General features: G+C 66.5%; 13 protein-coding genes. 6 read left to right on the forward strand and 7 right to left on the reverse strand.

Features of this window, described 5'->3' with window-relative positions; translation table 11 throughout:
• Positions 1–36: 36 nt before the first annotated feature.
• From msrB to J0A91_RS21720, 3 genes are all read right to left on the reverse strand, one after another.
• The gene (gene msrB, locus J0A91_RS21710; RefSeq protein ID WP_069206647.1) at positions 37–486 is read right to left on the reverse strand and encodes a peptide-methionine (R)-S-oxide reductase MsrB; all 450 of its coding nucleotides are present in this window, start codon (positions 484–486) and stop codon (positions 37–39) included.
• Positions 487–522: 36 nt separating this feature from the next.
• Entirely contained in the window at positions 523–843 is a 321-nt protein-coding gene (locus J0A91_RS21715) for a DUF2218 domain-containing protein (protein WP_069207558.1), read from the reverse strand.
• An 82-nt stretch (positions 844–925) separates the two neighbouring features.
• Positions 926–1,513, reverse strand: a complete 588-nt coding sequence (locus J0A91_RS21720) for a PadR family transcriptional regulator (protein WP_069206648.1) — start codon at positions 1,511–1,513, stop codon at positions 926–928.
• A 100-nt stretch (positions 1,514–1,613) separates the two neighbouring features.
• Here J0A91_RS21720 and J0A91_RS21725 point away from each other — a divergent pair, with 100 nt between their 5' ends.
• On the forward strand, positions 1,614–2,924 hold the full coding sequence (locus tag J0A91_RS21725) for a replication-associated recombination protein A (RefSeq protein ID WP_069206649.1): 1,311 nt from the start codon (positions 1,614–1,616) through the stop codon (positions 2,922–2,924).
• A 315-nt stretch (positions 2,925–3,239) separates the two neighbouring features.
• Positions 3,240–4,094, forward strand: a complete 855-nt coding sequence (locus J0A91_RS21730) for a hypothetical protein (protein ID WP_069206650.1) — start codon at positions 3,240–3,242, stop codon at positions 4,092–4,094.
• Positions 4,095–4,222: 128 nt separating this feature from the next.
• On the opposite strand, the gene ndk is transcribed toward J0A91_RS21730, so the two are convergent.
• The 3 genes from ndk to J0A91_RS21745 form a co-directional block, all read right to left on the reverse strand.
• The gene (ndk, locus tag J0A91_RS21735; RefSeq protein ID WP_069206651.1) at positions 4,223–4,645 is read right to left on the reverse strand and encodes a nucleoside-diphosphate kinase; all 423 of its coding nucleotides are present in this window, start codon (positions 4,643–4,645) and stop codon (positions 4,223–4,225) included.
• 79 nt (positions 4,646–4,724) lie between these two features.
• Complete coding sequence (locus J0A91_RS21740; protein WP_069206652.1) at positions 4,725–5,165, reverse strand: DNA polymerase III subunit chi; 441 nt, start codon at positions 5,163–5,165, stop codon at positions 4,725–4,727.
• A 111-nt stretch (positions 5,166–5,276) separates the two neighbouring features.
• Positions 5,277–6,749, reverse strand: a complete 1,473-nt coding sequence (locus J0A91_RS21745; protein ID WP_069206653.1) for a leucyl aminopeptidase — start codon at positions 6,747–6,749, stop codon at positions 5,277–5,279.
• Positions 6,750–6,909: 160 nt separating this feature from the next.
• Here J0A91_RS21745 and J0A91_RS21750 point away from each other — a divergent pair, with 160 nt between their 5' ends.
• From J0A91_RS21750 to rsmA, 4 genes are all read left to right on the forward strand, one after another.
• Positions 6,910–9,147 carry an LPS-assembly protein LptD gene (locus J0A91_RS21750; RefSeq protein WP_069206654.1) on the forward strand — a complete coding sequence of 746 codons (2,238 nt, stop codon included), beginning with the start codon at positions 6,910–6,912 and terminating at the stop codon, positions 9,145–9,147.
• An 86-nt stretch (positions 9,148–9,233) separates the two neighbouring features.
• Complete coding sequence (locus J0A91_RS21755; RefSeq protein ID WP_083225001.1) at positions 9,234–10,619, forward strand: peptidylprolyl isomerase; 1,386 nt, start codon at positions 9,234–9,236, stop codon at positions 10,617–10,619.
• Positions 10,620–10,635: 16 nt separating this feature from the next.
• The gene (pdxA, locus tag J0A91_RS21760) at positions 10,636–11,640 is read left to right on the forward strand and encodes a 4-hydroxythreonine-4-phosphate dehydrogenase PdxA (protein WP_083224853.1); all 1,005 of its coding nucleotides are present in this window, start codon (positions 10,636–10,638) and stop codon (positions 11,638–11,640) included.
• Complete coding sequence (gene rsmA / locus J0A91_RS21765) at positions 11,637–12,470, forward strand: 16S rRNA (adenine(1518)-N(6)/adenine(1519)-N(6))-dimethyltransferase RsmA (protein ID WP_240502121.1); 834 nt, start codon at positions 11,637–11,639, stop codon at positions 12,468–12,470. Before pdxA ends, rsmA begins: the two co-directional genes overlap by 4 nt.
• Positions 12,471–12,568: 98 nt before the next feature.
• On the opposite strand, the gene secA is transcribed toward rsmA, so the two are convergent.
• Positions 12,569–15,301 (reverse strand): preprotein translocase subunit SecA, encoded by a 2,733-nt coding sequence (secA, locus tag J0A91_RS21770; RefSeq protein ID WP_069206655.1) that lies wholly within the window; start codon positions 15,299–15,301, stop codon positions 12,569–12,571.
• Positions 15,302–15,310: the final 9 nt, after the last annotated feature.

Genomic DNA, 15,310 nt, shown 5'->3' on the forward strand with positions numbered 1-15,310 from the left:
CGAACGGGTGATGGGGGCTCTCGGTCTGGGAGACCGTTACGCCACCTCTTCGACCTGCGGCAGATAGTCGCCATAGCCTTGCGCGACCATGTCGTCGCGGTGGACGAAGCGGAGCGAGGCGGAGTTGATGCAGTAGCGCAAGCCGCCGCGATCGCGCGGGCCATCATCGAAGACGTGGCCGAGGTGGCTGTCGCCATGCGCCGAGCGGACTTCGGTGCGAACCATGCCGTGCGTCGCGTCGCGCAGTTCGGCGACGTTGGCGGGCTCGATCGGCTTGGTGAAGCTCGGCCAGCCGCAGCCGGATTCGAACTTGTCCGACGAGGCGAACAGCGGCTCGCCCGAGACGATATCGACGTAGATGCCCGGCTCCTTGTTGTAGAGCAGAGGCCCGGTGCCGGGGCGTTCGGTGCCCGATTGCTGGGTCACGCGAAACTGCTCGGGAGTCAGCGCCGCGACGGCGGCGTCGGTCTTTTCATATTTAGCCATGATGAATCTCCGTTCGCCGCCGAATATAGGGCGCGGTCAGGCCGGCTTCCAGTCGAACGGCAAGGGCGCCTCGCGGAAGGCGAAGCGGTCGAGATGGCGCGCGACCGCGCCCTTCAACCCGTCGAGCTGCTCGCCCGAGCTCGCGTCGATCCGCACGTCGAGGCCAGCCTCGCGCGCATCGAACGTCACCAGCGCATCGGCCGGCCAATCGGCACCGCGCGCATCCTTGGGGAAAACGATCGTGCCGTGATCGGGGGTGAATTCGACCGCGAGGTTGTGCTGCCAGTGCTTGCACACCTGTTGGAGATATTTGCTCGCGCTCTCGGTCGGCACGGTGGCGGTTGCGCTGATGGTCATACTCAAGTCCTTTCTCGCCGGGGTTTGTGGCCCCGGCGTAACGATTGCGAGCCGCTTGCGCAGTATCTGCAAGCGGGTCATCTCAGAGGCGCTCGATCTTCTGCGCGGCGTCGTCGAGCAGCGCCGTGATCTGGTGAAGCGTTTCGGTGTCGACATCCTCCGCCGTCAGCCGGTTCTGTAGCGCCATGCGCAGGTTGCCCATTGCCCGGCGGATCGGCGCGCCGTCGGTACGGGCGCTGTGCTTGCCGACTTCGGCGAGGCGCGCGAACAGCGTTTCGACCAGTTCGGCGTTTTCGACGAGGTGGGCGGTGCCCGCTTCGGTGGCGGTGAAGAGCTTCTTGGCGCCCTCGCTCTTGCCGGCTTCGATCAGCCCCATGTCGTCGAGCAGGGTGAGCGTGGGATACACCACGCCGGGGCTGGGCGCATAGGCGCCGCCGGTCAGTTCCTCGATCTGGCGGATCAGATCATAGCCGTGGCGCGGCGTGTCGGCGATCAGCTTCAAGAGCACCAGTTTGAGCTCGCCGCCGTCGAACATGCGGCGGGCACGCCCGCCGCCCATCCCGCCGCCGCGACCTTCGCCCCAACCGCCGCCGAAACCACCCCGGCCCATGCCGTGATGGTGATGATGGCCGTGGCCGAAGCCGCCAGCCCGTTTGTTAAAACCAAACATATCGTTCCTTTTCTATAACACGATGCCACTAAGATATATCTTGAGCATTTTTACGCAAGAGCCGCCGTGCATTTTTTTTCGCGCGCCCTATCTTGGCGCAATGGCCGACCTCTTCGCCGCTTATGATCCCCCCGCCCCGACGGAGGTGCCCGACACCGCGCCGCTCGCCGACCGGCTGCGCCCGCAGCGGCTGGAGGATGTCGTCGGGCAGGATCACCTCACCGGCCCCGAAGGCGCGATCGGGCGGATGGTCGCGGCCGGAAGGCTGTCGTCGATGATCTTGTGGGGGCCGCCCGGCACCGGCAAGACGACGATCGCGCGGCTGCTCGCCGATGCGGTGGGCCTACGCTTCGTCGCGATCTCGGCGGTGTTCTCGGGCGTGGCCGATCTCAAGAAGGCGTTCGCCGAGGCGCGCGACCATGCCCGGATCGGCAAGCGCACGTTGCTGTTCGTGGACGAGATCCACCGCTTCAACCGCGCGCAGCAGGACGGCTTCCTGCCCTATGTCGAGGACGGCACCGTCACCCTCGTCGGCGCGACCACCGAGAACCCGTCGTTCGAACTCAATGCGGCGCTGCTCAGCCGCGCGCAGGTGCTGATCCTGCGCCGGCTCGACGCTGCCGCGCTCGAACTGCTTCTCGCGCGGGGGGAAGCTTTGGAGGAACGGCCGCTGCCCCTCACGCCCGAGGCGCGCGAGGCGATCGTCGCGAGCGCCGACGGTGACGGGCGCTTCCTGCTCAACCAGGCGGAGACGTTGTTTTCGGTCGATTTGCCCGAACCGCTCGATGCGGCCGGGCTGTCGGCGTTCCTGCAACGCCGCGTCGCGGTGTACGACAAGGATCGCGAGGGGCATTACAACCTCATCTCGGCGCTGCACAAATCCCTGCGCGGCAGCGATCCGCAGGCGGCGCTCTATTATCTCGCGCGGATGCTCACCGCCGGCGAGGAGCCGCTGTACGTGCTGCGGCGGATCGTGCGGTTCGCGTCGGAGGATATCGGCCTCGCCGATTCCAATGCGCTGGTGGTGTGCCTCGCCGCCAAGGATTCGTATGAATTCCTCGGCAGCCCAGAGGGCGAACTCGCGATCGCGCAGGCGTGTCTCTATTGCGCGACTGCGCCGAAATCGAACGCGGCCTATACCGCGCAGAAGGCGGCGTGGCGGGTGGCGAAGGAGACCGGCTCGCTGATGCCGCCGCAGAACATCCTTAACGCGCCGACCAAGCTGATGAAGGACATCGGCTACGGCAAGGATTACGCCTACGATCACGACACCGACGCGGGCTATTCGGGATCGAACTATTGGCCCGAGGAAATGGCGCCGCAGACCTTCTACACGCCGACCGACCGCGGCCTCGAAAAGCGCATCGCCGAGCGGATGGCGTGGTGGGCGGAGTTGAAGGGCAAGCCGTGAGCGTGGGCCGTTACGGCAGCGCCGATCCCGAGCGTGTCGCGACCGTGATCCGCCGCGCGTGGTGGGACAAAGCGAACAAGGCGCACCGTAAGGATTTTGGGGCGCGGCCTTGAGTCCCATTCGTCATGCCAGCACGCGCGATCTTCGCGGAAGCCACCCCCCAGCGCATTTTATCATGTTTTCCCGCGAAAGCGGGAATCCAGGGCCAAGCAAAACAACGATTACAGCTCTTGAGACTCTGGACACCCGCCTGCGCGGGAGAACAAGAAAAGGGCGTTCGCACCGGCTTCGTGTGCGCTTGGGTGACGTAAGAGTGTGAGCCATTTCACCACATTCGCCGCGATCGACTGGTCGGGCGCAAAGGGTGCGCGGCATCCTGGTATCGCGCTCGCGGTGTGCGAGCGTGGCGATGCCGCGCCGGTGCTGGTCGATCCACCGGGCGGCGCATGGTCGCGCACGGAAATCCTCGCATGGTTGAAGGCGCATGCCGATGCGCCGATGCTGGTCGGCTTCGACTTCAGCTTCGCACCGCCGTTTCTCGAACGCGGCGCCTATCTGCCCGGCGAGGACACCCCTGTCACCGCGCGCGCGTTCTGGGGCTATGTCGATACGCACAGCCCCGACGCGGATCTCGGCGCGGCCTCGTTCCTCGAAACCCGGCGCGGCACGCATTTCTATCTCGGCGCGGCGGACGGGCCGAAGGCTGACTTCCTGCACCATCGCCGCTGCGAGATGGCGTATAAGGCGCAAGGCGGCGGCAAGCTCTCGACCCTGTACGACGCGATCGGCGCATCGCAGGTCGCCAAGGCGAGCTTCGCGGGGATGCGGCTGCTCCACCATCTCGGCCCCGCCGTTCCGGTGTGGCCGTTCGATCGGGTGCCCGCCTCCGGCGCGCTGGTCGTCGAGATCTACACGACGATCGCGGCGCGCGCGGCGGGGATGCGTAAAGGGCTGAGCAAGCTGCGTGATGGCGCCGCGCTCGATACCGCGCTGGCCGCCACCGGGTCACGCCCGCACGCGGCACTCGCGCGCTATACCGATCATGCCACCGATGCGATCCTCGCGTCGGCGTGGCTCCGCGCGAACGCCGCGCGTGCGGACCTGTGGAAACCGCCTGCGCTCACCCCCGTGATCGCGCGCACCGAGGGGTGGACGTTCGGGGTCGGCTGAACCCGTGCCCGCGTCGGAATGCGCGCAGATGCGCCGCGATACCGCGCGGTGGAGCTTTGCGGTGGGCATCGCCGGGGTGACGAAACGAGGCGACGCGTGCCGCCCGTTTCGTCACCCCAGGTGGTCGATCAGCCGACGATTTCTTCCGGCTTGAAGAAGAACGCGATCTCGGTTGCGGCGTTCTCGTCGCTGTCCGAACCGTGGACCGAGTTCGCCTCGATCGATTCGGCGAGTTCCTTGCGGATCGTGCCGGCATCGGCATTCGCGGGGTTGGTCGCGCCCATGATGTCGCGGTTGCGCTGCACGGCGTTCTCGCCTTCGAGCACCTGCACGACGACGGGACCGGAAATCATGAACGTCACCAGATCGTTGAAGAACGGGCGCTCGCGGTGGACGCCGTAGAATTCCTCGGCCTGCTCGCGGCTCATGTGGATGCGCTTCGAGGCGACGACGCGCAGGCCGGCTTCCTCCAGCATCTTGGTGACGGCGCCAGTCAGGTTGCGGCGGGTGGCGTCGGGCTTGATGATCGAGAAAGTGCGGTTCGCGGCCATGACCGTGAAGCTCCTGTGTTTGAATAGCGGGAAGTCGCGGCTCCCTAGTCGGGCGGGGAAACCAACGCAAGGCCGTGTATTACGCGGCCTGTTCCCACCGGCCCGAGTCGTTCTGCTTCCAATAGCGCCGCTCGACAGCGCCTTGATCGCCGAGCTCACGCCAGGCGGCGCGCGCCTCGACGATGCGGTCTTCATCGAAGAAATGGAACGCGCGATCGAAGCCGAGCGCGGCGTCGCGCCATACGCCGTCCACGATCGCGACATTGCGCGCGGCGTTGGCGGGTTCGGGCGCGGGGGCGATCAGCACCGGCTGCGCGGCATCATCGCCCGCGCCCGCCTGCGCGTGCGGCAGGAAGCTCTCGGGCGTGTAGGTCCACAACAGCCGGTCGAGCGCGGCGCGCTGCGCCTCGCTCTCGCTGACGATCAGCAGCCGGCCGCCGCTCGCCAGCACCTTCTCCGCGATCTGCGGCAGCGCACGTTCGAGCGGGGTGACGGTGAGATGGTAGAAATCGACCTTCACATCGGCTCCGTCGGCTGCTTGGTCGCCCCGGCGAAGGCCGGGGCCGCTGGGCGATTTGGCAAACCGGCTGCCCCAAACGCAGCGGCCCCGGCCTTCGCCGGGGCGACGAGATCACGCTTCAAAGTTATCCGCAACGAACCGGTCGAGCAACCGCACGCCGTATCCTGTCGCGCCCTTGTCGAAGGTCGCGCCGGCCTTGTCCGCCCACACCATGCCGGCGATGTCGAGATGCGACCAGCGCACGCCGGCGTCGATATAGCGCTGGATGAACTGCGCGGCGGTGATCGAACCCGCGCCGCGCGGGCCGACGTTCTTCATGTCGGCGATCGGCGAGTCGATCAGCTTGTTGTAGCCGTCCGACAGCGGGAAGCGCCACAGCAGGTCGCCCGAGGCCTTGCCGGCGGCGAGCAACTGATCGGCCAGCGCATCATCGTTGGCGAAGCAGCCGGCATGTTCGGTGCCGAGGCTGATGATGATCGCGCCGGTCAGCGTGGCGAGATCGACGATCGTCTTGGGCCGGTGCGTGCGCTGCACCCAGGTCAGCACGTCGCACAGCACCAGCCGCCCCTCGGCATCGGTGTTGATGACCTCGATCGTCTGCCCCGACATCGATGTCACCACGTCGCCGGGGCGCTGCGCCGCCGCGTCAGGCATGTTCTCGACGAGTCCGCAGACGCCGATCACATTGGCTTTGGCCTTGCGCAGCGCGAGCGCCTTCATCGCGCCGACGACGGCACCCGCGCCGCCCATGTCCCACTTCATGTCTTCCATGCCCGCGCCGGGCTTGATCGAGATGCCGCCGGTATCGAACGTCACGCCCTTGCCGACCAGCGCGAGCGCGGGATCGCCGTCCCCTGCCCCGTTCCACTTGAGCGCGAGCAACTTGGCCTCGCGCACCGAGCCCTGGCTGACGCCGAGCAGCGCACCCATGCCGAGTTCGGTCATCTCGGCCTCACCCAGCACGGTGACGTCGAGGCCGAGACCTTCCACCGAAGCGAGCACGCGATCGACGAAGCTTTCCGGGTAGATGATGTTGGCCGGCTCGGCGACCAATGTGCGGGTCAGGTCCAGCCCCTGAGTCACCGCGTCCTGCCGCGCCCAGGCGGCGGCGGTGCCTTCGGGCGCGTTGTGCAGCGTGATCGCGGCGAGCGTCGGCTTGGCCTTGTCGCTGAGCTTGGTGCGGTACACGTCGAACCGCCACGCGCGCTGCACTGCCGCCGCCGCGAACCGCGCGGTCGCGAGGGCAGTCGGTGCCGAGCCGCCGAGATCGACCGAGATCTGAGTCGCGCCCGACGTCAGCAGCCTGGCGGTCAGCGCGCCGCCGGCGCGTTCGTAATCGGTTTCGCCGCCCGCCCCCACGCCGAGCAGCAGAACGCGTCGCGCCTCGCCGCCCGCAGCCACGAACAGCTCGACGACACTACCCGCCTCGCCCTCGAACCGGCTGGCGCGTGCCGTCGCCTGCGCAAGCGCGAGCGCAGCCGCATCGAGCGCGGGCGAAGCGAGCCGCGCGAGCGCATCCTTCTCGACCGTGAGGGCGAGCGGCGTGGCGGCATCGGGCGCGGCGGCGGAAAATTCGATCTTCATGGGGATAGCCCTCGGGTTCGTTCAAATGCGGTGAGTCGCGCGTATCTAGGCCAGCCGCGCGGTGCTGGCAAAGCAGCGCCGTTGCAGCATCGCCTCGCCAATGCGATAGGGCAGCATTCAGCCGCCGTCTTTCGCGCGGACACCGGGGTGCAGTGCCGACGTGAAGCGTTCCTTGTTTCTAGCCTCCTGCGTGCTGCCGTTCGCCTGCTCCGTAGGCGTAGCACACGCGCAGGATCTCCAGACCCCCGATGTCGCGCTGCCGCCGCCCTCGTCGGCCCCGGCTGCGGGTGACGATCAGGTGCAGTTCAGCGCCGATTCGCTCGACTATGAGGTGAATGGCGAGACCGTCACCGCGACCGGCGACGTCCGCATGTACCGGTCCGGCGACCGGCTGCGCGCCGACAAAGTGGTGTGGAACCGCAAGACCGGCAAGGTGATGGCGAATGGCAGCATCGTCGTCACCAATCCCGGCGGCGATACCGCATATGGCGATTCGATCGAACTGACCGACGCGCTGAAGGACGGCATGATCGACAACATGCTGATCGTGCTCGAACATGGCGGCCGCCTCGCCGCCCGCAAGGGCACGCGCGCGCTCGACGAGACGGTGACGATGGAGGACGCCGCTTACACCCCATGCGCGGTGTCGAGCGCCGCCGGCTGCCCGAAGGAGCCGTCGTGGAAGATCACGGCCGTGCGCGTCACCTACCGGCCCGACAAGCAGCGCATCTATTACAAGGGCGCGCGGATCAACCTGTTCGGCCTGCCGACGCTGCCGTTGCCGGCCTTCTCCAACCCCGTCGGCGGTGGCAACCAAAGCGGCTTGCTCGGCCCCGATTTCCGCTACGACCGGGTCAACGGCTTCGAGTTCGCGCAGCCCTATAACGTCGCGCTCGGCCCCAATCGCAGCCTGATCGTCACGCCGATGCTGTTCACCGCGACGGCGCCGATGCTCAAGACCGATTTCAGCGCGCTGACCGATCGCGGCGCGTACCGGATCGGCGGCTATGTGACGGTCAGCCGCCGCAGCGACGATCTCCAGTCGGCGACGCCGGTGCCGACCCAGAACGCGTTGCGCGGCTATGTCGATGGCGTCGGGCGCTTCCAGCTCAGCCCGAACTGGAGCCTCAGCGGCTCGCTGCGCTACGCCAGCGACAAGACCTTCCTGCGGCGTTACGATATCTCGCGCGATGCGCGGCTGCGCTCGACGGTCAGCCTGGAGCGGATCAGTCAGAACGCCTATTTCGCGATCAACGGCTGGTACGTGCAGACTCTTCGCGTCAACGACAGGCAGGGTTTGCAGCCGATCGCGCTGCCGGAAATCGACTGGCGCTACCGGTTCGATGACGGCATCCTTGGCGGCAAGGTGCAGTTGCAGGCGAACAGCCTCGCCATATCGCGCACCGCCGGCCAGGACACGCAGCGCGCCTTCGCCAGCTTCAAATGGGATCTGCGCCGGCTGACGCCGTGGGGCCAAGAAGTGACGTTCACCGCGTTCGGCCGCGGCGACGTCTATCACGCAACCGACGTGGGTTCGACCGGCGTGGCCAGCTATCGCGGCCTCGACGGGTGGCAGACTCGCGCGATCGGCGCGTTGGCGGTGGATGTGAAATGGCCGTTCATCGGCACGTTCCTCAGCGGAACGCAGCGCTTCACGCCGCGCGTGCAGATCGTCGCGTCGCCGCACATCGCCAACATCAACATCCCCAACGAGGATGCCCGCGCGATCGACCTCGAAGATTCGAACCTGTTCGCGCTCAACCGCTTCCCCGGCTACGATCGGTTCGAGGATTCGAGCCGGGTCACCTACGGGGCGGACTGGGCGGTCGACCTGCCCGGCATCTCGATCAACGCCACGATCGGCCAGAGTTACCGACTCGATAGCCGACCGAGCCTGTTCCTCAACGGCACCGGGCTGACCGACCGCTTCTCCGACATCGTCGGCCGCACCGAGATCCGCTTCCACGACTTCGTTTCGCTGACTCACCGCTACCGGCTCGACAAGGACAACCTCACGGTACGCCGCAACGAGCTCGACGCGACGGTCGGCTCGCGCAGCACCTATCTGCTGCTCGGCTACCTTCGCCTCAATCGCGACATCACCCCGATCCTAGAGGATCTTCAGGATCGCGAGGAAGCGCGGATCGGCGGGCGCGTGCAGATCAGGCGCTTCTGGTCGGTGTTCGGATCGACCGTGATCGACCTGACCGATCGCCGGGAAGATCCGCTCTCGATCGCCGACGGGTTCAGCCCGGTGCGCCACCGGCTCGGCTTCCAATATGAGGACGATTGCCTCCGCCTCGGATTGACGTGGAAACGCGATTACCAGAACACCGGCGATGCGCAGCGCGGCAACAGCTACCTGTTGACGCTGGCGTTCAAGAATCTTGGCCGCTAAGCGGTGGTTCAGGTGCGTACCGGCATTTCGGGGTACGTTCGGGGTTGCGCAGGCAGGCGCGGGATGGGATTTTTGACCACGTGAAGATGATGTCGATCAAGTCAAAGTCGGTCGGGGTTGCCCGGTTCGGCCGCATCCTGGCCCTTGCCGGCACCGGCCTCGCGGCGGTGTCGATGACGGCATCCTCGATCGCGCAGACGGTGAGCGACGACGGCACGCCGCAGACCTCGCTCGACATTCCCAACAACCTCCAGATCTTCGGCAAGATCGATCCGAACGTCCGCAAGGCGACCGCGATCGTCAACGACAGCGTCATCACCGGCACCGACGTCGACCAGCGGGTCGGGCTCATCATGGCGGCCAACCAGCTCAACCTGAGCGCCGAGGACAAGGAACGCCTGAAGCTCCAGGTGCTGCGCTCGCTGATCGACGAGACTCTCCAGATCCAGGATGCCAAGGCCAACGAGGTCTCGATCACGCAGGACGAGATCACCCAGGCGTTCAACCGCGTCGCTGGAAATTTCGGCAAATCGCCCACCGATTTCCGCGCCTATCTGCGCCAGTCGGGGTCTTCCGATCGCTCGCTCAAGCGCCAGATCGAGGCCGAACTGGCATGGAGCCGCTACCTCCGCCGCAAGGTCGAGCCGCAGGTCAACGTCGGTGATGAAGAGATCAAGATCATCATGGACCGCATGACCAAGTCCAAGGGCAGCGAGGAATATCACCTCAAGGAAATCTATCTCTCGGCCGGGCCGGACCGCACGCAGCAGGTGTTCGACCAGGAAAAGCAGATGATCGCCGAAATTCAGAAGGGCACCAAGCCGTTCGAATATTACGCGCAATATTCCGAGGCGACGACGCGCAGCACCGGTGGCGATCTCGACTGGGTGAGCGCGAGCCAGCTTGGCGCGCTGCCGCAGAGCCTCGCCGAAGCCGCGCGGCAGATGAGCGTCGGCCAGATCGCCGGGCCGATCGAGGTGCCGGGCGGCTTCTCGATCCTGTACCTCGTCGACAAGCGCAAGGTGCTCGAGGCCGATCCGCGCGATGCCAAATTGTCGCTCAAGCAGATCAGCGTGAAATTCGCGCCCAATCTGACTCAGGCCGACGCCAACGCTCGCGTCGCTTTGTTCGCCAAGGAGATCCAGAACATCCACGGCTGCGGCGGCGTGGCCAAGGTCGCCTCGACGATCGGCGCCGACGTGGTCGACAACGATGCGGTCAAGATCCGCGACCTGCCGCCGCAGTTGCAGGAGATCCTGCTCAAGCTCCAGGTCGGCGAATCCACCCCGCCGTTCGGCTCGCAGAAGGATGGCGTGCGCGCACTCGTGATGTGCGGCCGCGACGACCCCAAGGACAGCAGCCTGCCCGGAGTCGACCAGATCCGCAACCAGATGGAGCAGCAGCGCGTCAACCGGCGCGCCCAGCAGATGCTGCGCGATCTGCGGCGTGACGCCGTGATCGAATATCGCTGATCGAAAGGAGCCGGGGATGATCCAGCCGCTCGCCGTATCGATGGGCGATCCGGCCGGGATCGGCCCGGAGATCATCGCCAAAGCCTGGGAGCAGCGCGCGGTGCGCGGCCTGCCGCCGTTCTTCGCGGTCGGCGATGCGCGCGCGGTGACAAAGGTTTGGCAGGGGCCGGTTCGCGTCATCCGCGATCCAGCCGAAGCGGCCGGCGCGTTCGACACGGGACTGCCCGTGCTCGGTGTCGCCGATGGCGGCGAGATCACGCCGGGCATCCCCGACGTCGAAGGCGCGCGCTGTGCGCTTCGGGCGCTGGAGATGTCGGTCGGGCTGGTCCGATCGGGCGCGGCGGGCGCGATCGTCACCGGGCCGGTGTCCAAGGCGCAACTCTATCAGATCGGCTTCAGCCATCCCGGCCAGACCGAGTTCGTCGCCGAACGCTGCGGCATCTCGGGCGAGAATGCGGTGATGATGCTCGCCGGGCCGGACCTGCGTGTCGTGCCGATCACCACGCACGTGCCGATGGCGAGCGTGGCGGGGCTGCTGTCGATCGAGCTGATCGCCGCGAAGGGCCGATCCACCGCACGCGGGCTGGCGCGCAACTTCGGCATCCTCAATCCCCGCCTCGCCTTCGCCGGCTTCAACCCGCATGCCGGCGAGAGCGGCAAGATCGGCCGCGAGGAGATCGATCTGATCATGCCCGCGATCGAGGTGCTTCGCGCCGAAGGTATCGACGCGAGCGGGCCGTTCGCCGCCGACACGATGTTCCATGGCCGCGCGCGCACCGGCTACGACGCGGCCTTGTGCTGCTACCACGATCAGGCGCTGATCCCGATCAAGACGCTGTACTTCGACGACGGCGTCAACATCACGCTCGGCCTGCCGATCGTGCGGACCTCGCCCGACCACGGCACCGCCTTCGGCATCGCCGGCAAGGACGTCGCCGAGCCGGGCGCGATGATCGCGGCGATCGCGATGGCGGGCGATGCGGCGACGCGGCGCGCGGCAGTTACGATTTCCGGCGCGTGACGCGGGTCCACGATCTGCCGCCGCTGCGCGAGGTTATCGCGCGCCACGGGCTCGCCGCGAGCAAGGCGCTGGGGCAGAACTTCCTGCTCGACGCGCAATTGCTGGCGCGGATCGCGCGGGTGCCGGGCGATCTGACCGACGCCGAAGTGCTGGAGATCGGCCCCGGCCCCGGCGGGCTGACGCGCGCGTTGCTTGGCGCCGGTGCGCGGGTGACCGCGATCGAGCGCGACCATCGCTGCATCCCCGCGCTTGCCGAACTCGGCGAGGCGTTTCCGGGGCGGTTGCGCGTGATCGAGGGCGATGCGCTGGAGATCGACGCGCCCGCCTTGTTCGAAGGCAAGCCGCACATCGCCTCCAACCTGCCGTACAATATCGGCACAGCCTTGCTGGTGCGGTGGCTGAGCGCCGAATGGCAGCCGTGGTGGCAGAGCCTGACGCTGATGTTTCAGCGCGAGGTCGCCGACCGGATCGTCGCCGGGGCGGGCGACGGTGCTTACGGGCGGCTGGCGATCCTGTCGCAGTGGCGCAGCAGCGCGAGGCTCGCCATGCCGGTGCATCGCTCGGCCTTCACGCCACCGCCCAAGGTGATGTCGGCGGTGGTGCATATCGTGCCCGGCGACGCGCCTGAGCAGGTCGATCTCGCGGTGTTGGAACGGCTGACCGCGGCGGCGTTCGGCCAGCGCCGCAAGATGCTGCGCCAGAGCCTCAAGCCCGTGCCCGGCGCACTGGCGGCGCTGGACGCGATCGGGATCGACCCGGCACGCCGCGCGGAGACGGTGTCGGTCGCGGAGTTCGTTGCGCTGGCCCGGACGGTCGGGGCCGCCCGGTAAGCGTCGCCCCGGCGCAGGCCGGGGCCGTCATGTTTGGGGCAACCGGCCCACCGGATTACACAGCGGCCCCGGCCTGCGCCGGGGCGACGTTGTGCCCCTCAAACCGCGCCGTGGCAGTGCTTATACTTCAGCCCCGAGCCGCACGGGCATGGCGCATTACGGCTGACGTTGCCGACCCACTGCGCCGGGTCCTGGCCGATTTCGTGGCCGTCCGGGCGCGGGATCGACAAGGTCGGGATCGCGCTCGTCACCATGCCGGCACCGTCGAAATCGTAGGTGTCGTCCTCGCCGGTGAACGGGTCGAAATGCGTGGTGATGAAGTCCGGCAATTGGGGCAATTCCGGCGGGGCCTGGAACTGGAATTCAGCATAAGCGATCGTCCGCGTCACTTCCTCGCGGATCATGTCGAGCATGCGCTGGAAGAGCTGGAAAGCCTCCTGCTTATATTCGTTGATCGGCGTCTTCTGCGCATAGGCGCGCAAGTGGACGACCTGACGCAACGCCTCGACCGTGGCGAGATGCTCCTTCCAGTGATGATCGAGATTCTGGAGCAGGATCGACTTCTCGATCTGCACCCACGTCTCCGGCTCGAGCCCCTCGGCCTTGGCGGCGACATGCGCGTCTGCGGCGGCGCGGGTGCGCTCCACGACGATCTCGGGGTCGATCGCCTCTTCGGCGAGCCAGTCGTCGATCGGCGGCGTGATGTTGAGCTGCGCCTGGAGCTTCTCCTTCATGCCGGCGATATCCCATTGTTCGGGATAGGTGCCGGGCGGGCACGCCTCGCCGACGATCGCGTTGACCGTCTCCGCGCGCATGTCCTCGACGACATCGCCGACCGTGTCGGCATCCATGATGTCGGCGCGCTGCTCGTAGATCACCTTGCGCTGATCGTTCATCACATCATCATATTCGACGACCTGCTTGCGGATATCGTAGTTGCGCGCCTCGACCTTCTTCTGCGCGGTCTCGATCGCCTTCGACAGCCATTTCGAGCCGATCGCCTCGCCATCGCCGATGTTCGAACGCATCATCCGCGCGAACAGCGTGTCCGGCCCGAAGATGCGGAGCAGATCGTCGTCCAGGCTGAGGTAGAAGCGCGACAGGCCGGGATCGCCCTGCCGGCCCGAGCGGCCGCGAAGCTGATTGTCGATGCGGCGGCTCTCATGGCGCTCGGTGCCGAGCACGAACAGCCCGCCGGCGTCGAGCACCGCCTGCTTCTCGGCGGCGATTTCCTGCTTGATGCGCGCGGCGGCCGCGTCGAACTCGGGCGTGCCTTCGACGAGATCGGGATGCTCGTCCATCATGCGGAAATCGAGATTGCCGCCAAGCTGAATGTCGGTGCCGCGACCGGCCATGTTGGTTGCGATCGTCACCGCCGACTTGCGGCCGGCCTGCGCGACGATATGCGCCTCCATTTCGTGGAAGCGCGCGTTCAGAACCTTGTGCGGCACCTGCTCCTGCTTGAGAAATTCGCTGAGCAGTTCGGACTTCTCGATCGACACCGTGCCGACCAGCACCGGCTGGCCAAGCTCGGCATGGACGCGGATCTTCTTGGCGATCGCCTGGAACTTGTCCTGCGTGTCCTTGTAGAACTCGTCTTCCTCATCGACGCGCTTGACGGGAACGTTGGTGGGGATCGTCACCACGTTCATCTTGTAGATGTCGTAGAATTCCGCCGCCTCGGTCGCCGCCGTACCGGTCATGCCCGCGAGCTTGGGGTACATGCGGAAATAGTTCTGGAAGGTGATCGAGGCCATCGTCTGGTTCTCGGGCTCGATATCGACGCCTTCCTTCGCCTCGACCGCCTGGTGCAGGCCGTCCGACCAGCGCCGGCCGTCCATCATGCGGCCAGTGAACTCGTCGATGATGACGACCTTGCCGTCCTTGACGATGTAATCGGTGTCGGCCTTGAACATCATGTTCGCGCGCAGCGACTGGTTGACGTGGTGGACGACCTGCGTGTTCTCGAAATCGTAGAGGTTCGCGCCTTCGAGCAGCCCGGCATCTTCGAGCATGCGCTCGACCTTCTCGGTGCCGTCTTCGGTCAGGATGATCGTCTTCTGCTTCTCGTCCTTCTCGTAATCCTCGGCGGCGAGCTGCTTCACGACGAGATCGACGCTGCGATACAGATCGGTCTTGTCGTCGGTCGGGCCGGAGATGATGAGCGGGGTCCGCGCCTCGTCGATCAGCACCGAATCGACCTCGTCGACGATCGCCATGTTGAACGGCCGCTGCACCATCGAGCCGCGATCGTACTTCATATTGTCGCGCAGGTAATCGAAGCCGAATTCGTTGTTGGTGCCGTAGGTGATATCCGACGCATAGGCATCGCGGCGCTGCTGATCGCTGAGATTGGGGACGATCACGCCCGTCGTCAGCCCGAGGAAGCTGTAGACCTGCGACATCCAGCCGGCATCGCGTGCCGCCAGATAATCGTTGACGGTGATGACGTGGACGCCGGTGCCCGGCAGCGCATTGAGATAGGTCGCGAGCGTCGCGACCAGCGTCTTGCCCTCGCCCGTGCGCATCTCGGCGATTTCGCCGCGATGGAGGACGATGCCGCCGACCATCTGCACATCGTAATGGCGCTGGCCGAGCGTGCGCTTGGCCGCCTCGCGGACGGTCGCGAACGCTTCGGGGAGGATGCTGTCGAGGCTCTCGCCATTGCCGAGCCGCTCACGGAAGGCGACGGTCTGCGCGGCGAGCTGATCGTCCGACATGGCGGAGATCGTCGGTTCGAAGCCGTTGATCTTGTTGACGATCGATCCGAGCGATTTGACGTAGCGTTCGTTCGAGGAACCGAACAGGGTTTTGGCAAGGCCGCCGAGCATGGGGATGTC

It is taken from the genome of Sphingomonas panacis (assembly GCF_001717955.1).
Lineage (GTDB): Bacteria > Pseudomonadota > Alphaproteobacteria > Sphingomonadales > Sphingomonadaceae > Sphingomonas > Sphingomonas panacis.

Coding starts and splice junctions, on each gene's coding strand:
- pdxA (WP_083224853.1), top strand. CDS start 10,636: ATGATCCAGCCGCTCGCCGTATCGATGGGCGATCCGGCCGGGATCGGC.
- msrB (WP_069206647.1), bottom strand. CDS start 486: ATGGCTAAATATGAAAAGACCGACGCCGCCGTCGCGGCGCTGACTCCC.
- secA (WP_069206655.1), bottom strand. CDS start 15,301: ATGCTCGGCGGCCTTGCCAAAACCCTGTTCGGTTCCTCGAACGAACGC.
- J0A91_RS21745 (WP_069206653.1), bottom strand. CDS start 6,749: ATGAAGATCGAATTTTCCGCCGCCGCGCCCGATGCCGCCACGCCGCTC.
- ndk (WP_069206651.1), bottom strand. CDS start 4,645: ATGGCCGCGAACCGCACTTTCTCGATCATCAAGCCCGACGCCACCCGC.
- J0A91_RS21715 (WP_069207558.1), bottom strand. CDS start 843: ATGACCATCAGCGCAACCGCCACCGTGCCGACCGAGAGCGCGAGCAAA.
- J0A91_RS21720 (WP_069206648.1), bottom strand. CDS start 1,513: ATGTTTGGTTTTAACAAACGGGCTGGCGGCTTCGGCCACGGCCATCAT.
- J0A91_RS21755 (WP_083225001.1), top strand. CDS start 9,234: ATGATGTCGATCAAGTCAAAGTCGGTCGGGGTTGCCCGGTTCGGCCGC.
- J0A91_RS21725 (WP_069206649.1), top strand. CDS start 1,614: ATGGCCGACCTCTTCGCCGCTTATGATCCCCCCGCCCCGACGGAGGTG.